We start from the raw sequence: 19,769 nt of genomic DNA on the forward strand, positions 1-19,769 counted from the left end.
TGAGATACGAGGCCCTTGATCCGGTGCCGAGCAGGCAACCACGACCGTTGCCAGAGCGAACGCCAGGAACGCGGCCCGAAGAGTGTGCCTGTTCACGGCTTCCCCCAAGAGGCCGGTCCCTGTGTCGCGCACGGTGGGTCGTAAGGTCGGTCCGGCAGATACTGCGCCCACTGCTCGCGGGTGATCGGCTCCGACTGGGCGCACAGGCGCTGCTGAATGGTCATCGGCTGTACCTCCCACAACTGGGTGGTCGTCGTGCTCGCGATCGCCAGTGTGTGACCGTCTGGACTGAAGGCCACTCCGTCCGTCCAATCGTTTCCGTTGCCGGCGGTCAGGATCGCGATCTCGCGGAGGTTTTCAGGCTGCGCGACGTCCCATAGACGGACCACGCCGTCCCTGCCCCCACTGGCAGCCATGGCACCGTCCGGATGAAAAGCCAGATCTTCGACTGCCGTGTTGTGCCGGGCACTGGAGCTCAACCGCTCAGGCCTCGCCTGACCGTCCACGCGCCAAGCCGTCACCGTCCCGTAGGAGTCCCCGACGAGGAGTGTCCGCCCCGAAGCGGCCAGAGCGGTGGGCCGCGCGGCACCTAGATCGAGCGTCGCCGTGCGACGAGGTTCGGAGGGTGTGGTCACTGTCACCAGTTGCACCTTGTTGTCGTCCTCGGCCAGCGTCGCGAGCATCCGGCCTCCGTCCAAGAAGACCACCGGCATCTTCGTCCGGCCAGTCACAGGCACGACCGCCAGTCGGCGTGGCGCGCCCTTGGCCGGCATGCTCCACAGGCCGATCCCCTTCTCCTCGCCGACCGCGACAAGGGTGCCATCGGGGCTGAAGATCACTGTCTCCGAGCCGTCGGTGATGGTGGTCCTGGTGAGTTCATCGGGCTCTACCGGATTGGAGACGTCCCATACCTTCAGGGGTACGGCGGCGGCCACCCGCTTCTCACGGGGGTGGTAGGAGACCTGCTGCCCTCCGACGTTGAAGGTGGTCAGCGTCGTCAGCTTCGAGGGTTGCGCTTCACCATCAACCCACCACAAGGCTGACGGCACCCCGGCGACAAGAACATGCCCGTCCTTGCTGAACGGCTGTTCTGATATGTGCCCCGACGGGAGGAACACACGAGAAGAGGACCGCTCCGCCCCGTCGACGCGCCAGAGCCGGACCGTGCCGTTGAGCTGGTCGGTTCCGTCAGCGGCACGAGCCGCACCGTCGGATCCCGCCGACGCCAGGGTCCGGCCGTCGGGGGCGAACGCCAAGCTGTTGACCGATCCGGAGTGGCCTCTCAGCCGGGCGCCTTGAGCAGGTCGGAGTGGATCTGACAGGTCCCACAACTGAATGGTTCCGTCACCCGCCCCGGTGGCCAGCACGTCACCACTTCTGCTGAAGGCGACAGCATCGATGCCCAGGGACGACTTGGCACTGAGCATGGCCACTTGACGAGGACGCGCGGGGTCGCTCACGTCCCACAGGCGCGAGGCGCTTTCCTGCCCACCGGATACCACGAACTGCCCGTCAGGGCTGAACGAAAGAGCACGAGACGGACTCGCCTCGGTCGCCGTCACCGTCAGCCGCCCAGAGTCGGACACGCGCATGATGCGTATCTTCCCGGCCTCGTACGACGCGGCCATGCGCGTACCGTCCGGGCTGATCGTGATGCTCTCGTTGATGTCCGTGAGCGGCGTGCCTTTCACCGAATCCATGACCTTCGGGTTCCGTCGGTCCCTGATGTCGATGACGTAAGGGACCGCCCCGTCCGTGATCGCAGCCAGGCGGGATGAGCTCCTGTCGATCGCGACGCTGTTGACGTTTCCGTTGTTCGTCCGCACCGACCCGAGCATCTTGGGTGCATGAGGCGCCTCGATGTCCCAGAGGCGGACGTGGCCGTCGACGTGACCCACCGCAAGCAGGTCCACGTCGTCGCCGAAGGCCACTGCAGATGCCTGTGCCCCACCTACGCCGTCGATGCGACTGATGCGCTCGCTGCTCCTGCCGTCGAACAATGTGACACCGTCATCCGAGACGGAGGCGAAAAGCTCACCGTCGGACCGGTACGCAACCTCATTGGAATAGCCGGCTGTGCGCACCACATCGGGAATCGCGGAACTGGCGATGAGCGCCCCGGCCGCCTGTGCGGTCGGCGACATTCGATAGGCCTGGACGAGCAACTGGCGCGCGAGATCGGGCTGACTGTCCTGGATCGAGGTTGCCTCGGCCACGAGTTGACGCGAGGTGGCGATCAGTTGACGCTCGGCCGCCTTGTGGCTTTCGCTGACGGCTCGAACCCCGACGGTGACGGAGATGACCAGGAGAATGGCCAGGACCATGCTCACCGAGGTCACCACTTGCCGGAACCGTCTCTGACGTCGCAGGTGTGCCCCGATGAGATCGGCTTTGGAACAGGCACGCACCGGGGCGACGAATTCGGCCACTGCCTGAACCAATCGGCCGTCCCGCGGCGAGATCCGACTGTACTCACGCAGCCATCTGAGGTCGACCCAGCGGGGCTCGTTCCGGAAGACGCCACGGAGGACCTCTTCGGGCAGGGCGTCGGTGGCCGCCCAGTCGAAGTCACCCGACGTCACGTCCCATTGGATATTGCCCGCCGTCAGAGCGAAGAGGAGTGTCCCGCTGCCTCGATGCTCCAGCCACCACCGGATCTCCTTCTGCACCCACTCCGATTTCCTCGCCTCGGGTGAGGCCATGACGATGAGCCAGGCCGACGAATTCAGAGCCTTGACGATGTCCGCCCACAGATGGGGGCTCGCGGCAAGATCCGTCTGATCTCGAAAGGTGCGTAAGTCACGGGACCGATAGAACGGCCGCCCGAAATGTTCGACGGCATTCTGAAAGGCCGCCGCCACTACTTTGTCCAGCCGATGGCTGTAGGAAATGAAGATGTCGTGCGCATACTCGCGCCGGCCGGATTCGCCCACGCGGGCCCCCCTGTACAGCATGCTCCGCAGGCGCAAGACCCCCCTACGCCGCGAGAAACGATCGTAGCGCCGACAACCGGCTGTCTCAGGGCGATTCCATATATCCACGGGCTCCGACCGCACGCCGGCTCAGCCGGTGGAACCCCCTTCATGCTCTGCCATCCCCGCACCCGTCTCGGCTAGAGTCCGGCAAGGCAAGGGCCAAGCGCGGAGGGTGGGGTATGCGCAACACATCGGCAGCCAGGGTGACCGGCACGCTCGTATTCAGGGCTCTGGCCTCCATGCTGCTCGGTGGCGCCTTGGGGCTGGGGATCTACGCAGTCAGCAATGCCGACGCGACCTACCTGTTCGCCATTACAGGAGGGCTGACTGGCGTCGTCGTGGCCCTAGGGCTCGACGTCTACCGGCGGGCCGGCCGACTGACCGAAGTGCGTGTGACGGTTCCGCAGTTGAGCGAACTCACCTTCGTCGTGAACAACGACGCACGACAGGTTTCGTGGCAACTGTTCATCGAGTCCGTGACCCGCGTTTCCGTCCAGCCGCTGGACGACGAGGAAGGGCTCCTTCGCGAGGCTCTCAGCTCCCTCTACAGCCTGTTCGCGACGACGAGGGAGACGCTGAAGGTCAGTCGGCCCTCCGTGCACGCCAACAACGGTCTGACAGTGGAGCATCTGGCCGTCAACTTCCTCAACGCGGAGCTCAGACCCTTCCTGACGAAATGGCACCCGCGCCTACGCGCCTTCGAAGAGGAGTCGCCGCAGCGCCCGGAACACGAATGGGGCGAAGCCGCGCAGTGCCGCGCGGAACTGCGTCAGGTGCAGGCGAACGCCCGTCAGTATGTGCTCGCCTATGCCCGTCTGGCCGGTGTCAAGGACGCACAGGCCATCATCGACGGTTCGCGCATCCACGTGTGAACCCGGCGACCGGGGAGCCCGTGGGCAGGATGCCGCGGTGCGCGAACGCTCACCGCTCCGCCAGCGCCGGTGTCAGCTCCGCCCAAGGGTTGGGCAGATCGCCCGTCACCGGGCCGCAGACCCCGGCACCCCGCTCCGCCGCCGTGCGCCGGGCGAGCGGGACCAGGGGTTCGGGGACGCCGTAGACGAGGTGGCACAGACGGTCGGCGGAGAATCGTTCCGTCCACGACGGGCGGGTGAAGTCGGCGACGTAGCGGGACCAGGGCCCCTCGAAGGTGACCGTCAGATCGGCGAGGCGGGCGTAGCCGGGTGCCGGGTGGACGCCCGGGTTGAGGACGACCGTCGAGGCGCCGAGGCGGCGCAGCGCGCGGACCAGCCGGCGGCACTCGGGCAGGGCCTCGGGTGCCGCCGGCGACTGGTCGAGGAAGCAGCCGTCGACGGCGTACCACTCCTGGTGGCGGCGCAGGTCGGCGGTGATCTCGGCGGGTTCGCGGGCGCCGTAGTCCGTGTCCAGGTAGCCGAGGAGCCGGGCGCCCGCCGCGCGCAGCGCCTCGGCGGCCTTGGCGAACGCCGGGTCGGGGGCCCGGCCGGGGCCGTTGGCCGGGTTGAGCACGACGGCGTAGGTGCGGGAGGCACCGGTGATGAGCCGGTGCCAGGCGCCGGGGTCCTCGGCCGGGTGGACGTACAGCGGGATCAGCAGGTTCACCGTGCCCGTGCCTCCTCGGTGCGGTGGGTGGCCTCCCACAGTGCCGTGACGGACGCGGTGAGGGGATGGGCCGGGGTCCAGCCGAGGGTGTCGCGGGCGGCGGTGATGTCCGAGCACTGCCAGGACACCTGCGCCGAGCGGGCGGAGCCGCCGGTCCCGGCCTCGGCGATACGGCCCCGGAAGCCGGCCGCGTCGGCGAGGGCCCGCACGAGGTCGCGGACGGGGCGGGCGTCGCCGCCGCCGATGTTCAGCACGGGCGGCAGCGGTCCCTGGGCGGTGGCCGCGAGCACGGCGGCCCGGGCCACGTCGCGGACGTCCACGAAGTCGCGGTGGGCGGACAGGTCGCCGAGCCGCAGGGCCGCCTCCGGGTCGTCGCCCGCGTCGGCGAGGAGGGCGGCGACCCGGCCGGGCAGCCCGGTGGGCGGGGCTCCCGCGCCCACCGGGTTGCCGACGCGCAGGACGACCGCGTCCAGGCCTGACGCGGTGACCGCCACCGTGCCGGCGAGCTTGGTCGCGCCGTACGGGCCGGCGGGCCGGGTGGCCGCCGACTCCGTGACGCGCACCCCCGGTTCGGTGGGGCCGTACTCGGCGGCCGAGCCCAGATGGACCAGGCGTGCCCCCGGTGCCGCCTCCCGCAGCGCCGCGCAGAGCACGGCGGGGCCGCGGGCGTTCACCTCGGCCAGGGTGACGGCGTCGCCGCCGGTCGCGCCCGCGCAGTTGACGACGGCGTCGGGCGCGATCTCGGCGAGCGCCGCCGCGAGGTCCCGCGGGCGGGCTGCGGCGAGGTCGACGGTGACGTCGGCGGCGAGGGTGCGTCCGGCCACGAGGACCCGTGCGCCGGGCAGCGTGCGCAACTGCTCGGCGACATGGGCGCCCAGGTAGCCGGTGGCGCCGAGTACGAGGAGGTGCATGGTGGTTCAGGCCCCCTTGAGCAGGAGCGACTTGCGGCTGGTGAACTCCGCGTTGGCGCGGTCGTAGTCGTCGGGGCGGCCGATGTCGAGCCAGTAGCCGTCGAACTCGTAGGCGTGGGGCGGGCGTCCGGCGGTGAGCAGGTCCGTGACGAGTTCGTCGAAGCCGAGCGGGAGTCCGGGGGTGTAGCCGTCGAGGGTGGTCCGGGAGACACCGTAGACGCCCATGGACACCCGGTAGTCGATGCTGGGCTTCTCGGTGAAGGCGACCACCCGGCTGGCGTCGGTCGTCAGGACCCCGAAGTCGATGTGCACCTTGCGGGCGTACGTGGCGATCGTCAGGGGGGTGCCGGACGCCTCGTGGGAGCGCAGGACGTCGGCGTAGTCGAGGTCGGTGAGGACGTCGCCGTTCATGACGAGGAAGTGCTCGGGGAGGCGGTCGCGCAGGGCGAGCAGCGGGCCCATGGTGCCGAGCGGGCTCTCCTCGGTGGCGTAGTCGACGTTCATGCCCCACTGCGAGCCGTCGCCGACGTAGGCGCGGATGATCTCGCCGAGGTGGCCGATGGCGAGGGTGCAGCGGGTGAAGCCGGCCGTGGACAGCTGGCGCAGCACGATCTCCAGGATGGCGTGCTGGTCGCCGATGGGGACGAGCGGCTTGGGCAGCGCCGTGGTGTACGGCCGCAACCGGACGCCCTTCCCACCGGCGAGGATCACTGCGTGCATGGCATACCTCCTGCGGTACGAGCGGGCGGGTCAGATGTTGTAGATGCCGGTCTTGTAGCGGGCCAGGTGGGCGGGGTCGGTGAACCACCGGGCGGTGCGCGCCAGTCCCTCCTCGAGCGTGTTCTCCGGCTGCCATCCGGTGGCCGCGGTGAGCCGGCTCGCGTCGGCGACGAGCCGCATGACCTCGGAGTTGGCGGGCCGCAGCCGCGCGGGGTCCTCGCGGACGTCGAGGGGGGCGTCCATGACCTTGCCGATCAGGGCGACCAGGTCGCCGACGGAGATCTCGCCTCCGGTCCCGGCGTTGAAGGTGCGGCCGACGACCTGTTCGGCGGGGGCGGTGCCGACGGCGAGGAAGGCCCGGGCGGTGTCCCCGACGAAGGTGAAGTCGCGGGTGGGGCGCAGATCGCCGAGGGTGATGGTGCGTTCCCCGGCGGCCACCTGCCCGATGACGGTGGGGATCACGGCCCGCATGGACTGGCGGGGCCCGAACGTGTTGAACGGGCGCAGTGTCACCACCGGGGTGCCGAAGCTGGCGTGGTAGCTGTCGGCGAGCCGGTCGCCGCCCGCCTTGGAAGCGGCGTACGGGGACTGGGTGTTGATGGGGTGGTCCTCGGTGATCGGCACGGTCTGCGCGGTGCCGTACGTCTCGCTGGTGGAGGTGTGGACCAGGCGCGGGGTGCCGAGGGCACGGGCGGCCTCCAGCACGTTGAGGGTGCCGGTGACGTTGGTGTCCACGTAGCTGTGCGGGGCCTGGTAGGAGTACGGGATCGCGATGAGCGCGGCGAGGTGGTAGGCGCAGTCGGCGCCGTCGAGCAGGCCGCGCACCGAGCCCGGGTCGCGTACGTCGCCGAGGACGATCTCGACCTGGTCCAGCACGTCGGCGGGCAGGGTCTCCAGCCAGCCGTAGGAGGAGAACGAGTTGTACTGGGCCATGGCGCGCACGCGGTGGCCGGAGGCGACGAGCGCCTCGGTGAGGTGCGAGCCGATGAAGCCTTCGGCTCCGGTGACGGCGGCGAGCGGTGCGGAGGTCAACTCTCGGTCCCTTCGTAGTGGTGGTCGGACGGGGGCCCGGTGCGGTCGGGACGCGGGCTCCGGTGGTCCGATGGGGTGGTGCGGAGGGTCAGGCGTGCGGGGCGGGCCGGCCGAGCAGGCGCAGCGCGCAGACCGCGAGACAGAGCGCGGCCGCGGCGCACACGGCGGGCAGGACGACCGGCGTGGGCGGCAGGTCCAGGGCGGTGACCGCGCCGACGGTGCCGGCGGCGGCGAGGCAGATCAGGGCGGGCGGCCAGGCCACGCCGAACGCCTGCAGCAGCAGGGCGGTCCACAGGGTGGCCGCGAGCAGCAGGGGGGTGGCCGGGTCCGCGCCGGTGAGGAGCGTGGCGGGCAGCAACAGCAGCAGGTAGGCGCCGATGCAGCCGGTGAGGACTCCGGCGGAGCGGAGCAGGAAGGCGCCGGGCGTGGCGCTGGTGCGCAGCGCGGCCACGGACCAGCCGCGGTAGCGGTACAGCAGCCACTCGGCCGGCCCCATGCTGAGGGTCAACGCGATGACGGCGTACGGCTGTTGGCGGCCGGTGAGGACGACGAGCACAGCGGCGGCGAGCCCGAACAGGCCGTACGGCAGGGAGGCGCGGACGGGGGTGCGGGGTGCGTGCGGGGCGAGCGGTCCGGTGCGGCCCTGCCGCAGGACGTGTCCGGCGGCGGCCAGGGTGGCGAGCAGCGCGAGCAGGGGCAGTCCGGTCCGGACCAGGGGTCCCGGTTCCCACCACGGCAGGGCGGCGGCACCGGCGACGAGCGGGCTGAGCGCGGCCAGCAGCAGTCGCTCGCGGGCGAGCACCAGCAGGACGCCGGCGGCGGCGAGGTACAGCGACTGGCCGGCGGCGACCGCCAGGGCCACGCCGTCCGGTCCGGGGACGAGCGCGAGGGCGGTCGCCACCGCGGCACCGAGGAGGGACCCGGTCAGCAGGGTGCCGGACGCCTCGCGGCGGCCTGTGACGAGCCGCAGGTGGGCGCGGTGGCCGAGGGCCTGTCCCCACGCCCAGGAGGCGATGCCCGCGACGATCAGGACGGGGGCGTACCGGGTGAGCGGCCACAGCGGGGCGGTCAGCAGATGGGCGAGGGCGGGCAGCGCGAACAGCACGCCGCGCAGCAGGCAGCGGACGGTGTCGGGGCGCCACGGGTCGGGCGCGGGCGGCGGCTCGGGGAACGTCCGGGGCACCCGCTCGTACAGGGCGGTCGCCAGGGAGAACAGGTTGGGGTGTCCGTACCGCTCCTTGATGACGGACGCGGACAGGCCCTCCGACTCCAGCAGCGCGGCGACCTCGTAGGGGTGGACGGCGGGCCCTATGGCGTCGGCGAGTTCGGCGGCCAGGGTGCTGACGGCCTCCTCGTCGGGGCCCTGGCCGGGCAGCCGGATGGCGAGTGTGGCGTCGTCGAGGGCCCAGCGGGGGCGGCGGCGCGGCGGGCGGGGGGTGGCGAGCCGGAGGGTGAGCGTGTCGTGCTCGGCGCCGCCGGGTTCGAGGGACATCGGGCCGCTCATCCGGTGAGGCTTCCGGTGCCGGTGACCGCCGGGGTGGGCAGGACGATCCTGGTGGGCACGGGTGCCGTCCCGGCGGCCAGTTCGTGGTAGATGCCGCGGAAGGTGTCGATGGTCTGCCGCAGGGTGAACTGCTCGATGACCCGCAGCCGTGCCGCCTCCCCCATCGCGCGGCGGCGGACGGGGTCGCCGAGGAGTTCGAGCGCGGCGGCGGCCATGGCGGCCGGGTCGCGGGGCGGTACGACGAGTCCGGTGTCGCCGACGGCCTCGCGGACGCCGCCGACGTCGGTGGAGACGGTGGCCCGGCCGCACGACATGGCCTCGATGAGGGTGAAGGGGAAGCCTTCGCTGATGCTGGACAGCATGACCACGCTGCCGGCGGCGTAGGCGTCCTTGATGTCGTCGACGCGCCCCTCGAAGGTGACGGCGTCGCCGTGGCCGAGGTCGGCGGCGAGTGCCTCGCAGCGCTCCCGGTAGGCCTCGCCGCCGCGCGGGGTGCCGCCGAACAACCTGAGCCGGACGTCCGGGCGTTGCTCCCGCACGAGGGCGAAGGCTCGGATCAACGTCTCCAGGTCCTTGATCGGGTCGACGCGTCCGGCCCAGCTCAGGGTGGGCGTCTCGGGTTCCGGGCCGGCGGGCGGGAAGGCGGCGGGGTCGACGCCGTTGTAGACGGTGCGGATCGCGGCGGGGTCGGCGCCGCCCTGTTCCTCCCAGAGCCGGTTGTAGCGGTTGCCGGGGGTGATGAGGGCCGCCTGCCGGTAGCTCTCCTGGGCGAGCAGCCGGAAGAAGCCGAGGACGACGGCCTTCACCGGCCAGCGGTAGGCGGCGCTGCGATAGCCCAGATAGCGTTCGCGCAGGTAGACGCCGTGCTCGGTGAGCAGCAGCGGGACGCCGTACCGTTCGCGGGCGGCGAGTCCGGGCAGGACGGCGACGCCGCCGCTGACGGCGTGGGCGACACCGTCGCGCGGGGGCGGCGCGGCCAGCGGGCGCAGCGCGTGTTCCAGCAGCGCGGTCGCGGTGAGCGCGTCGTGCAGGGTAGGCCGCGCCTCCCGTACGGCCAGCCCGGGGCGTGTCCATACGGCGGTGAGGACGCGGATGGCGCTGTCGCCCCGCAGGAACGGGCCGAGTTCACCGGCGGCGGCCGCCCGGGCGAGGGCGTGCAGGGCGGGTGCGAAGCCGTCCTCGGCGCCGGGGTCGACGAGTGCGGTGAGGAACTTCTCATAGGCGGTGGCGAGTTGGCGGCGGGAGCGGCCGCGCGGGGGCCGGCCGTCGGGGGTGGGGCCCCACATGGGCACGGACAGGACGTCGCGGACATGGCCGGGCAGGTCCCAGACGAGGGGTTCCCGGCCGGTGCCGGTGACGGCGATGACGTCGAACTCGATGTCGGGCATACCGGTGACGAGCTGGTCGCACCAGACGCTGACGCCGCCGTGACTGTGCGGGTAGGTGCCTTCGGTGAGCAGGGTGACGCGCGCGGCGGCGGCCCGCCGCGCGGCGTGGTGAACGTGCATGGATGTGCTCCACGGCCGAGGTGTGGTGAGGGGTGCCGGTCCCGGCGCGGGCGGCCGGGACCTCGCTGCGGGTGTCGGTCAGCTCCCCGTGGGCGGGATGTGCTCGGCCACGCCCTCGGGCACGCGGGCGTCCGGGGCCGGGTCGGTGGCGGGTGTGGAGCCGTCCGTGCCGCCGGCCGTGGAGGGTGCCGCGGACGTGGGCAGGGTGAGGGTGAGCGGCCCGGTGGCCGGGTCCGTCCAGCCGGAGCGGTGGCCCGCGTACGCCAGCCCGAAGGCGGTGCCCGAGCGGGTGGTGCCGTCGGGCATGGTGGCGGGGACGTCGACGCCGGCGGGGGCGTCGACGGTGACGGTGTCGCCGATCCGGTAGGCGGTCACCTGTCCGTCGTCCACGGCGGTGCGCCAGGCGGCGCGGCGGGCCAGTTCGGCGCCGATGGCCTTCATCCGCAGGTTGACCAGCGGGGTGTCGGCCGCGAACAGCTCTTCGTAGCCGTCGAGAACGCCGTCGAGGACCGGGTAGGCGATCCGTTCCTCGGCCAGGTTGGACTGGTGGATGAAGTGCGGCTTGGGGTCGTTGGCGAGGACGTGGCCGAGGGCGATCTGCCGTTCCAGGGGCACGATGTGCTCGGTGTAGCCGGTGGCCGGGTCGAGCGGGGCCGGCAGGCAGGTGGTGGTGGCCGGGTTGTCCTCGCAGATGCCGCTGCCGCCCTGGGCGCGGCTGGTGTAGATCCAGTTGTACTCGTCGACCTGCTCGGCGGCGCGGCCCGCGTTGTAGAAGACGTTCATCGGGTAGCGCGGGACCGTGGTGGCGGGGCCGACCTGACGCTGGCCGGGTTCGCGGGAGTTGTCGGAGGCGAGCCAGGTGACGCCGGTGTCGGCGAGGGCGAGCGCCAGGTTGGGGTTGTCGGCGGGCTGCTGGGGCAGCACCTGGAGCCCGGAGTGCTCGCCGGTCACCAACTCGTCGTCGTCCAGCGGGAGTCCGGCGCTCTGCCCCCAGACGCGGTTGTGGGCGATCTCGTCGGCGATGTCGTTCCGGCTGACCCACTTGGTGCTGCCGTCGGCGTTGGTGGCACAGCGCCAGGGCACGACCGAGGTGTTCTGTTCGCAGCCGAGGAAGGCGTGCGTGTAGGTGTGGTTGATCCAGCGGAACGCGTCGCGCCGGTCCACCAGCCGGTCGGCGAGCGGATCGGCGCCGGCGTGGTCCTCGCGGTGGTCGACGCTGCCGGCGGCGTTGTAGGCGAGGTCGAGGGTGAAGCCCTGCTCCTGCTGCCAGGTGACGGCGTGGTCGACGTCGCCGGGGGTCATTCTGATCGGGTCGGGGGTGGCGTTCGGGTCGGTGCAGTCGACGTCGCCCGGGGTGCAGTTGAGGGTGGAGTTCCAACGGTCGTCGCCCGCGAGGACGTCGTCGACGTGGACGGCGAAGTAGTTGCGGGAGGCGCCGAGGTGCACGCCTCCGGTCATCCAGGCGACGATGCCGCGGGCGAGCAGCCGGAACTGCTGCTGGTGGCGGTTGTAGACGAAGGTGACGACGAGTTCGCGCCGCCCGTCGTGCCGGTACTCCCCCACCAGGGAGCCCTTCCGGGTGGTGCCGGGGATGTCGGCCTGTACGTAGGGCGTGAAGTCGGCGCCCTCGGCCGGGCCGGACAGGAAGGCGTAGCTCTCGCCGACGTCCGGCGCGTTGTCCTCGAAGGGGACCGGTCCGTCGAGGTAGCCGAAGGGCCCGGACCGCCCGGCGTCCGTCACCTCGGCCCGGGCGCCGTCGAGGCTGCCGGAGTAGCCGCCGTTCACGGGGTACTGGAGCCCGGCCTCGGGGCGGGCGTAGGTGTAGGCGTCGACCTGCGGGACGGCGTACTCCTGCTCGTACGCCACGAGGGCGGCCATCTCCGCCGAGCCGGCCGGGAACGGGTTGTCGTTGGGCAGGACGACCGCCTGGAACTTGGCGCGGTCCCGGCCGTCCACGGTGTCCGCGAGATAGCCGGCGTCGATCACGGGGCGGTCGGACCGGGTCAGGTCGATCTCCGTGTACGGCGTTCCGGCGGTCCGCAGTTCGGCGGCGATGGCGTCGGTGGCCGGTCCGCCGTCGCTGACGACGAGGACCCGCAGGTCGATGCGGGGCGCCGGCTCCGCCGCCTGGGCGGCGGGTATGCCGAGAGCCGCCAGCAGGGCGCCCGTCGTCAGCACAGTGGTGCTCAAGGTCCGCTTCATGCGGTCGCTGTCCCCTCCCCGTGCAGGGGTGAGCATGGCTCCGCAGAGCGGACGCACCCCCGCGCGCGACGCCGGCTTCCCCCTCAGAGACCGGTCGTCGACGCATCCGTCGCGTCAAATAGTGATGTATCTGTGGAGCTTTCGTGCTCTTGCTGCGGAAGCTGACGGAAAAACGCAGGTTGGCCGGGGGCCGTCGGTCCGTCCGGTCCGTGTGCTCGGCCGTTCGCCGTGGATGTCGGGCGGAGGCCCGGCGATCACTTCGCCGCAGGTCGGGGAGGCGGAGACGGGATCATGGGCAGGGTGGGGCGAGCCGGTGCGAATGCCACTGGTATGGACCGGTCCGGCACGGGGACACGCGCCGGTTTCCGGTCATCTTTGATGACCAGTCACACCGCCCGTCATGAGCCGGGACGGGGACGTCCTGAGTTAGGAGCGCTCCCACGAGGCCGGCTTCCACAGCCCCGACCGGTTCAGCGACTGCGGGCAGTGAAGGTAGATCTCGTCGATGTCGAGCACGAACGCCAGCCGGGGCCGCCGCCCCTCACGTGCCAGGGCGTCGAAGAAGGGCGCGTCGGTGAGGACGCGGGCGCGCCCGTTGACGCGCAGCACCCGCCCGCTGCCCGGGACGAGGTAGAGCAGCCCGGCGTGCGGGTTGGCGAGGATGTTGTGGAAGCTGTCGGCGCGCCGGTTGCCGGGGCGGTCGGGCAGGGCGATCGTCCCCGGGCCGAGGACATGGGTGAAGCCGGGTTCCTCGCCGCGGGGCGACACGTCGCAGTTGCCGTCGGCGTCGGCGGTCGCGAGGAGGCAGAAGGGCGACCGGGCGATGATGTCCCGGTCCTCCTCGGTGAGCCGGTCGTGGACCTTGTCGATCACCACCGGCCAGGGTTCCCCGAGCAGCTCGCGCAGTTCCTCACCCGAGCCGAGCTCCACCCATCCCTCGCCGCCGAGAGGGTCCGGACGGCTGTCGGCGCTTTCGGACGTGTACGGCAAGCCCGGCTCCCGGTGTGCGGCTGCGTGGATGACGGCGGGCGCCACGCTATCCGACGTCAGGACGACCTTACTTACGCGGGTGGCCGGTTCGCGGAGGCGGGCTGTACGCGGGTGGCGGCCTCGCTGTCGGGGTGGATGGTGAGGATCTGGTCCAGCCCGACGATGCTCAGCACACGCAGGGTGTTGGCCGGTACGGCGGCCAGCACGAGCTGCCCTCCGGCGGACTGGGCGTGGTGGTGCGCGGCGATCAGGGCGGTGATGCCGCTCGAGTCGCAGAACTCCAGGGCGCCCAGGTCGACGACGAGGCGCTGGCCCGGCCCGAGCGTGATCGTGGGCAGCAGCTCGCGGAGCTCGCCGGCGTTGACGTAGTCCAGGTCGCCCGAGACCTCGAGGACCGGCCCGGTCACGGCGTCTCGGGTGCTGATCGTGAGTGCGTTCATCGTGTGCGGCTCGTCAGGTTCTGCTCGTCGGGGTCGTCGGAAGAGGGGACGCCGATCGCGAGGAGTGCGGTGTCGTCGTCGAGACCGTCCCCGAACCCGGCCAGCAGGTCACCGAGGGCTTCGATGACGGCGTGCGGGGGGCGGCCGGCCTGGGTGGCGGCGAAGGCCAGCAGGGCCTCGTCGCCGTAGAGACTGGTGCGGTCCTCACCGGTACGGGCCTCGGTGATCCCGTCGGTGTAGAGCAGCAGGGTGTCGCCGGGGCCGAGGGTGGTGGCGGCCGCGGCGAAGGGTGCGGTGGGCAGGACGCCGACCAGCAGCCCGCCGGGGGTGGGCAGATAGGTGGCGGTGCCGTCGGCGCGCAGCACCAGGGCGGGCGGGTGGCCGCCCGAGGCGAGGTGGACGGTGAGATGCCGGGAGGCGGGGTCGGGCTCGATCGTGCCGAAGACGGCCGTGCAGTAGCGCGGGTCGCCGCTCCCGGCGTAGCGCTCGTGCAGCACCTTGTTGAGGGTGGTCAGCGCGGAGACCGGGTCCGGGTCGTGCAGGGCGGCGGCCCGCAGGGTGTAGCGGGTCAGCGAGGTGAGCGCCGCCGCCTGGGGGCCCTTGCCGCACACGTCGCCGAGGAAGAACCCGAAGCGCTCGCCGCGCTTGCTGTCCAGCGGGAAGACGTCGTAGAAGTCGCCGCCCAGCCTGTCCGGGGAGGCGGTGTGGTAGTGCGCGGCCGTCTGCGCGCCGGGTACGTCCGGCAGGATGTCGGGGAGCAGGGACTGCTGCAGCACGGTCATGGCGTCCTGCAGCCGGGCCCGGTCGGCCTCGGCCTGGCGGCGTGCCTCGTCGGCGGCCCGCTGCCGGCGCAGCAGCTCCTCCTCGTAGGCCCGCCGGTCGCGGGCGTCGAAGACGGTGGTGCGGATCAGCAGGGGCTCACCGGTGGTGCCGTGCTTGACGACGGAGGACACCAGGACCGGCATCCGGCCGCCGTCGGCCTGCTTGAGCTCCAGCGCGATACCGCTGATGTCGCCCTGCATACGCAGCAGCGGTGCGAAGTGCGTCTCGTGGTAGAGCTTGCCGCCGACGGTCAGCAGATCGGTGAAGCGCAGCCGTCCCACCACGTCCTGCCGGGACCGGCCCAGCCAGTTCAGCAGCGTGGAGTTGATCTTGGCGATCGTCCCGTCCATGAGCGTGGACAGAAAGCCGCACGGTGCGCTGTCGTACAAGTCCTCGGCGCTGTCCTCCAGCAGGGCGGCGAAGGCGGCGTGGGCCGTCTTGTCGTCGTCGGCGTCGTGCGGGTCGGAGTGCTGCCCGGCCCAGGACATCATCGTAGTCCGGCGAGGAACGCGGTGATGGCCTCGTTGGTGGCGTCCGGGGCGGACAGATGGGGGCAGTGCCCGGTGGCGTCGAGGGTCACCAGCGTGGAGTCCGGTATCGAGCGGTGCACGTACGCGCCGACCTCGCGGGGGGCGATCACGTCCTGGGTGCAGTCCAGCACCAGGGTGGGCACCCGCACCCGCTTCAGGTCCTCGCGCGAGTCCGACAGGAAGGTGGTGCGGGCGAAGACCCGGGCCATGTCGGGGTCGGTGGCGCAGAAGCTGTTGCGCAGCTCGTCGCCGAGCTCGGGACGGTCGCCGTTGCCCATGATGACCGGGGCCATCGCGGCCGACCAGCCGAGATAGTTCGACTCCAGGGAGCCGAGCAGCTCGTCGATGTCGTCCTCGCTGAAACCGCCGCGGTAGCCGTCCTCGTCGATGTAGCGCGGCGAGGGCGCGACCATGACCAGGGCGCCGATGCGCTCCGGGGCGAGGTCCGCGGCGAGGACGCCGATCATCGCGCTCACGGAGTGCCCGACGAAGACCGCGTCCCGCAGGTCGAGCGCCTCGCAGACCTCGACGACGTCCTGGGCGTAGCCGTCCAGGGACGAGTAGCGGTCCTCCGAGAACGCGGACGCGTCCGAGCGTCCGGCGCCCACGTAGTCGAAGAGGACCACCTGGTAGTCGTCGGCGAGCGCGGGCACGGTCAGCCGCCACATGTTCTGGTCGCAGCCGAAGCCGTGGGCCAGCACCACCGTGCGCCCCCGCGGGTTGCCGGTGACGGTGACGTTGTTCCTGCGCGCTACGTCCATACCGGCCAGTGTCGCAGCTCGACCCAGCGGCATATGACACGGGTCCGTGCCAGGGGGCGCGTTCCAGGTCCGGGGCCGGACGCGTGGACGGCGGCGGCGCGGGGAGAGATGAGACGGTGACGCCCGAAGAGAAGACGAACACCGAGGCGTGGACGGCGTACGGCCGCCACCACCTGCGGCGAGCCACTCCCCTGCCGGAGGCCGACCGGATCGACTGGGGGCCCGGCGGGTCCGGACCCGGCGACGAGCCCCTCGGCGATCTGCGGGGCCTGCGCGTGCTGGACCTCGGCTGCGGACCGGCCCGCCACGCCGCCCACCTCGTACGCGACCGGGGCGCACGCGTGGACGCCGTGGACTCCTCCTCCTCACAGATCGAACGCGCCCGGTCCCGCTACGACGGACTGCCCGGGCTCGCCCTGGTGTGCGCGGACGCCGTGGAGCATCTGCGCACGGCCGCCCCCTACGACGTCGTGTACGCCGTCCACGCCGTCCCGTACATCGATCCGCACCGGCTGCTGCCCGAGCTGGCCCGGTCGGTCAGGCCGGGTGGCCGGCTCTGCTTCACCGTCCTGCACACGAACTCCGCCGGGCACGGACCGGGCACCGAGGTGGCCGCGCGGCCGGAGGTCCTGCGCCTTGCCGGGGGCGGGGAGAGCACCGTACGGATGTGGGTGCTGACCACCGAGGTGTGGACGGAGCTGCTGGAGACGTACGGGCTGCGGGTGGAGTCCGTCATGGCCCTCGACGCGCCCGAGGCGGGCAATCACGCCTCCTACCGCCTCTTCGAGGTCCGTCGTCCGGCGCGGATCACCTCGCGGCCCCGCACGCGGCGCCCGCCCGTGCCGCACGCGGCGATCGGCGTCGGGGCGGTGCTGCTGGGGCCGGACGGGCTGCTCCTGGGCCGGCACCGGCGGGGCACCCTGGAGCTGCCCGGCGGCACCGTGGAACCCGGCGAGTCGCTGCGGGAGACGGTCGTACGGGAACTCGCCGAGGAGACCGGTCTGCTCGCCGACCCGGCCGACGTACGGCTGCTCGGCACGCTCGTCGACGAGGTCGGGGGCGTCGTCCGGATGACCGTGGGCGCCGTCGTGACCGCGTGGCGGGGGACGCCCGCCGACCAGCCCGACGAGTCCGTCGGCGACTGGCGCTGGTGGCCGCTGGACGCGCTGCCGCCCGGCCTGTTCGAGTGCAGCGCCCAGATCCTCACCGCCTGGCGGCCCGGACTGCCCATCGATCATCGCCCGGCCCACTTCACGCCGTTCGCGTCCTGAGCGGGCGACACAGGGTGGACCCGCCGAGGCGCCCGGTGTGGTGGGCGGGCGGCTCGGCGGGGTCAGGGGTGGCGGCCGGTCGTCAGCTCGCCAGGGTGGCGACCTGGGCGCGGATCACGTCCCAGGCGGCGGCCGGGAGGTCGTCCAGGGCCGTGGCCCGCAGTTCGTCCAGGGTCTCCCCGGGGTCGTCCGCCGCGGTGGCCGCCGCGTGGACCACCTCGTAGCCGTCGCGGACGGCCACCCGTATCGCGACCCGCCCGTCGTCCTCGGCGTGCGCGGCCGAGGCGACGACCAGCGGCGGCTCACCGCCCGGCGCGGCGTCCAGCTTGCGGAACGTGCTGGCGAGCGGGGGGCGCCAGCTGAGGCTGAGCAGCAGCGGACGCTTGGCCACCAGCTCGGACAGGTCCGTCTCGCGGACGCCGTCGCTCTCCAGCACCGTCGCCCTGGCGTCCAGGACGAGTGCCGCGGGGAGCAGACAGCGCAGGGTGCTGCCGACGACGTTGCCGCCGACGGTCGCGCTGCGCCGGACCGCCCCGGTGCCCACGCCGGCGGCGGCCAGCCGCAGGACGTCCGGGACACGGTCGCCCATCCGCGCGAGGACCACGGCGGCGCCGACGGCGTCCCGCTCGAGGAGGTTGGCCTCGGGCACCTCCCGCAGCGACATGGCCGTCTCGGGGAAGCCGTCCCGTTGCCAGGTGGCCCACAGCAGTGTGGCCCCGCCGATCGGCACCGCCCCCTCCGCCAGACACTCCCGTGCTTCGGCCACAGATGTGGGCAGACGCAACAGCACCGTGACCACCCTGCCTCTCTCGAGATCCGGATCGGGACCGCGGGCTGGTTCCGGCCACCCGCCCCGCCGGTAAGACAATCCGTGGACCGGGGGGCGCGTACAGGGCTCACACGCGCACGGCGTCCCCGTTCAGCTCGTCGCCGGGGAGGCCAGGAAGGCGGTGAGGCTGTCGAGGAGCATCGTGCTGCCCTGTTCGGACATGTCGCGCTCCTCGGCGGTGGGGCTGGTCTGGCGGACGACGATGTCCGTGCGGTCGCCGTCCCGCGCGTCGAGCTCGACCGTCATGACGGCGGGGTCGGGCCGGCCGGGCACGTCCATGCCGACGACGAGCCGGCGGTCGGTGACGACGTCGAAGTAGGAGCCGGTGAGGGGGAACGAGGTGCCGTCCGGGGTGACCATCGTGGCCTTCCAGGCCCCGCCCGGCCGCACGTCCATCTCGACGGAGCCGGGTTCGGCGCCGGCCCATCGGGCGTACTGCCCGGCGTCGGTCCACGCCCGCCACACCGCTCCGACGGGCGCGTCCAGGGTGCGGGTGAGGGTGTAGGTGAAACCGTCGGCCGGGATGTTCTGCTGGGTGCTCATGGCTGCCTCCTCGGTAGATGTCGCCTTGGTAGACGGCCGCCACCCCGAGAAGTCATCGGCGCCCGTACGTCCGGGGTGTGGCCTCAGCGTTCGTCGTGGACGTCGCCCCGGGCGGTGACGACGACCGCCTCGCGCGGCGGGAAGACCCCGGGCGGGATACCGGGGATGGGGCCCGTCGAGGCCGCGGGTTCGTCGCGTGCCGGGACGCCCAACGTGAGCCGGGTGACGATGCGGTAGCGGTCGCCCCGGTAGAGGGAGTGGACATACTCGACGGCCCGGCCGTCCGTGTCGTAGGTGAGGCGTTCGAAGAGGAGCGCGGGCGACAGATGGGGGACGCCGAGGATCTTCGCCTCGGCCTGGCTGACCACGGTCGGCTCCATGGTCTGCGTGGCCTCGCTCACCCGGACCCCGTGCCGGTCGTGCAGGTGCTCGTACAGGTCGCCCGCCTCCAGTTCGCGCTCGGTGAGGGCGGGGACGAGGTGGGCGGGGATGTGCAGGTGCTCTATGGCCATGGGGGCGCCGTCGACCAGGCGGAGCCGGGCCACGTAGACGACCTCGGCGGCGGGTGACAGGCGCAGCTTGCGGCCGACGCGGGCGCCGGCGGCGAGGGTGGTGAACTCCAGCAGGCGGCTGGTCCAGACGCCGGAGGCGGGGGGCACCGCCATGGTGCGGTGGTCGGGGACCAGTTCCTGGGTGATCTTCTCCGGTGCCACGAACATGCCGCGCCCGTGTTCCCGTACCAGCAGGCCCGCGGCGACGAGTTCGTCGACGGCGGCACGCAGCGTCGGCCTGGAGACGTGGAGCGCGGCGCACAGCGTCCGCTCGGAAGGGATGGCGTCCCCGGGGCGCAGCGACTCCATGAGCCCGAGGATGTGGTCGCGTACGCGCTCCCGTTTGAGCACCGCCCCCGGATCGCCCGCGTTCATGACGCCGCCCCCGCCCCGCACTCGCTCCGTGCACCTGACCAGTCCACCCACTGGTCAGACGCAGTGTAGCCATCAAGTGGCGCCCGCAGTACGGCCATACGGGATTCAGCCTGCCAACAATGGGCTGTGCGCGCGGGGTTGACGCTTCAATTGGTCTATGCCACCTTCTCGACCAGTGAGAGGTCACCTGACCAGTGACCGAACTGGTCAGGTCGCTCGGCCCCGGT

Annotated in this window: 17 protein-coding genes; 2 read left to right on the forward strand and 15 right to left on the reverse strand. The window is 72.1% G+C overall.

The window, feature by feature from the left end; all coding sequences use genetic code 11:
* Nucleotides 1–92 precede the first annotated feature (92 nt).
* Entirely contained in the window at nt 93–2,933 is a 2,841-nt protein-coding gene (locus tag KBY32_RS06780) for a toll/interleukin-1 receptor domain-containing protein (protein ID WP_210979229.1), read from the reverse strand.
* A gap of 221 nt (nt 2,934–3,154) precedes the next feature.
* On the opposite strand from KBY32_RS06780, the gene KBY32_RS06785 reads away from it, so the two are divergent.
* The gene (locus KBY32_RS06785) at nt 3,155–3,847 is read left to right on the forward strand and encodes a hypothetical protein (RefSeq protein ID WP_210979230.1); all 693 of its coding nucleotides are present in this window, start codon (nt 3,155–3,157) and stop codon (nt 3,845–3,847) included.
* A gap of 49 nt (nt 3,848–3,896) precedes the next feature.
* Here the strand turns inward: KBY32_RS06785 and KBY32_RS06790 are convergent, their stop codons facing one another.
* The 11 genes from KBY32_RS06790 to KBY32_RS06840 all read right to left on the reverse strand — a co-directional run bounded on the left by KBY32_RS06790 (nt 3,897) and on the right by KBY32_RS06840 (nt 15,973).
* Nucleotides 3,897–4,553: a spherulation-specific family 4 protein gene (locus KBY32_RS06790; protein WP_210979231.1), complete on the reverse strand. Its 657-nt coding sequence runs from the start codon at nt 4,551–4,553 to the stop codon at nt 3,897–3,899.
* Complete coding sequence (locus tag KBY32_RS06795; RefSeq protein ID WP_210979232.1) at nt 4,550–5,464, reverse strand: NAD(P)-dependent oxidoreductase; 915 nt, start codon at nt 5,462–5,464, stop codon at nt 4,550–4,552. Before KBY32_RS06795 ends, KBY32_RS06790 begins: the two co-directional genes overlap by 4 nt.
* Before the next feature lie 6 nt (nt 5,465–5,470).
* Entirely contained in the window at nt 5,471–6,184 is a 714-nt protein-coding gene (locus KBY32_RS06800; protein WP_210979233.1) for a sugar phosphate nucleotidyltransferase, read from the reverse strand.
* 30 nt (nt 6,185–6,214) lie between these two features.
* Entirely contained in the window at nt 6,215–7,216 is a 1,002-nt protein-coding gene (locus KBY32_RS06805; protein WP_210979234.1) for a GDP-mannose 4,6-dehydratase, read from the reverse strand.
* 88 nt (nt 7,217–7,304) lie between these two features.
* A complete protein-coding gene (locus KBY32_RS06810) occupies nt 7,305–8,720 on the reverse strand; it encodes a hypothetical protein (protein WP_210979235.1) in 1,416 nt (471 codons plus the stop codon).
* Complete coding sequence (gene pelF, locus KBY32_RS06815; RefSeq protein ID WP_210979236.1) at nt 8,717–10,228, reverse strand: GT4 family glycosyltransferase PelF; 1,512 nt, start codon at nt 10,226–10,228, stop codon at nt 8,717–8,719. Before pelF ends, KBY32_RS06810 begins: the two co-directional genes overlap by 4 nt.
* A 78-nt stretch (nt 10,229–10,306) precedes the next feature.
* The gene (locus KBY32_RS06820) at nt 10,307–12,430 is read right to left on the reverse strand and encodes a hypothetical protein (RefSeq protein ID WP_210979237.1); all 2,124 of its coding nucleotides are present in this window, start codon (nt 12,428–12,430) and stop codon (nt 10,307–10,309) included.
* Between the two features lie 426 nt (nt 12,431–12,856).
* On the reverse strand, nt 12,857–13,420 hold the full coding sequence (locus tag KBY32_RS06825) for an MSMEG_1061 family FMN-dependent PPOX-type flavoprotein (protein WP_210979238.1): 564 nt from the start codon (nt 13,418–13,420) through the stop codon (nt 12,857–12,859).
* A gap of 71 nt (nt 13,421–13,491) precedes the next feature.
* Nucleotides 13,492–13,860, reverse strand: a complete 369-nt coding sequence (locus KBY32_RS06830) for an STAS domain-containing protein (protein ID WP_210979239.1) — start codon at nt 13,858–13,860, stop codon at nt 13,492–13,494.
* Complete coding sequence (locus KBY32_RS06835) at nt 13,857–15,173, reverse strand: PP2C family protein-serine/threonine phosphatase (protein WP_374224909.1); 1,317 nt, start codon at nt 15,171–15,173, stop codon at nt 13,857–13,859. The genes KBY32_RS06830 and KBY32_RS06835 overlap by 4 nt, the downstream gene beginning before the upstream one ends.
* Nucleotides 15,170–15,973: an alpha/beta fold hydrolase gene (locus tag KBY32_RS06840; protein WP_210979241.1), complete on the reverse strand. Its 804-nt coding sequence runs from the start codon at nt 15,971–15,973 to the stop codon at nt 15,170–15,172. The genes KBY32_RS06835 and KBY32_RS06840 overlap by 4 nt, the downstream gene beginning before the upstream one ends.
* A 116-nt stretch (nt 15,974–16,089) precedes the next feature.
* Between KBY32_RS06840 and KBY32_RS06845 the strand changes: the two genes are divergently transcribed.
* Nucleotides 16,090–17,244: an NUDIX domain-containing protein gene (locus tag KBY32_RS06845; RefSeq protein ID WP_210979242.1), complete on the forward strand. Its 1,155-nt coding sequence runs from the start codon at nt 16,090–16,092 to the stop codon at nt 17,242–17,244.
* 82 nt (nt 17,245–17,326) lie between these two features.
* Here the strand turns inward: KBY32_RS06845 and KBY32_RS06850 are convergent, their stop codons facing one another.
* From KBY32_RS06850 to KBY32_RS06860, 3 genes are all read right to left on the reverse strand, one after another.
* A complete protein-coding gene (locus KBY32_RS06850; RefSeq protein ID WP_210979243.1) occupies nt 17,327–18,034 on the reverse strand; it encodes an FAD binding domain-containing protein in 708 nt (235 codons plus the stop codon).
* Nucleotides 18,035–18,163: 129 nt separating this feature from the next.
* The gene (locus KBY32_RS06855; RefSeq protein ID WP_210979244.1) at nt 18,164–18,616 is read right to left on the reverse strand and encodes an SRPBCC domain-containing protein; all 453 of its coding nucleotides are present in this window, start codon (nt 18,614–18,616) and stop codon (nt 18,164–18,166) included.
* A gap of 83 nt (nt 18,617–18,699) precedes the next feature.
* Entirely contained in the window at nt 18,700–19,542 is an 843-nt protein-coding gene (locus tag KBY32_RS06860; RefSeq protein WP_210979245.1) for a GntR family transcriptional regulator, read from the reverse strand.
* Between the last annotated feature and the right edge of the window lie 227 nt (nt 19,543–19,769).

This window comes from Streptomyces sp. RK62 (assembly GCF_018070255.1).
GTDB lineage: Bacteria > Actinomycetota > Actinomycetes > Streptomycetales > Streptomycetaceae > Streptomyces > Streptomyces nigra.

What these genes read in the sequence shown, in the direction of transcription:
- KBY32_RS06810 (WP_210979235.1), bottom strand. Translation starts at nt 8,720, where the DNA reads ATGAGCGGCCCGATGTCCCTCGAACCCGGCGGCGCCGAGCACGACACG.
- KBY32_RS06860 (WP_210979245.1), bottom strand. Translation starts at nt 19,542, where the DNA reads ATGAACGCGGGCGATCCGGGGGCGGTGCTCAAACGGGAGCGCGTACGC.
- KBY32_RS06795 (WP_210979232.1), bottom strand. Translation starts at nt 5,464, where the DNA reads ATGCACCTCCTCGTACTCGGCGCCACCGGCTACCTGGGCGCCCATGTC.
- KBY32_RS06800 (WP_210979233.1), bottom strand. Translation starts at nt 6,184, where the DNA reads ATGCACGCAGTGATCCTCGCCGGTGGGAAGGGCGTCCGGTTGCGGCCG.
- KBY32_RS06785 (WP_210979230.1), top strand. Translation starts at nt 3,155, where the DNA reads ATGCGCAACACATCGGCAGCCAGGGTGACCGGCACGCTCGTATTCAGG.
- pelF (WP_210979236.1), bottom strand. Translation starts at nt 10,228, where the DNA reads ATGCACGTTCACCACGCCGCGCGGCGGGCCGCCGCCGCGCGCGTCACC.
- KBY32_RS06830 (WP_210979239.1), bottom strand. Translation starts at nt 13,860, where the DNA reads ATGAACGCACTCACGATCAGCACCCGAGACGCCGTGACCGGGCCGGTC.
- KBY32_RS06840 (WP_210979241.1), bottom strand. Translation starts at nt 15,973, where the DNA reads ATGGACGTAGCGCGCAGGAACAACGTCACCGTCACCGGCAACCCGCGG.
- KBY32_RS06835 (WP_374224909.1), bottom strand. Translation starts at nt 15,173, where the DNA reads ATGATGTCCTGGGCCGGGCAGCACTCCGACCCGCACGACGCCGACGAC.
- KBY32_RS06855 (WP_210979244.1), bottom strand. Translation starts at nt 18,616, where the DNA reads ATGAGCACCCAGCAGAACATCCCGGCCGACGGTTTCACCTACACCCTC.
- KBY32_RS06820 (WP_210979237.1), bottom strand. Translation starts at nt 12,430, where the DNA reads ATGAAGCGGACCTTGAGCACCACTGTGCTGACGACGGGCGCCCTGCTG.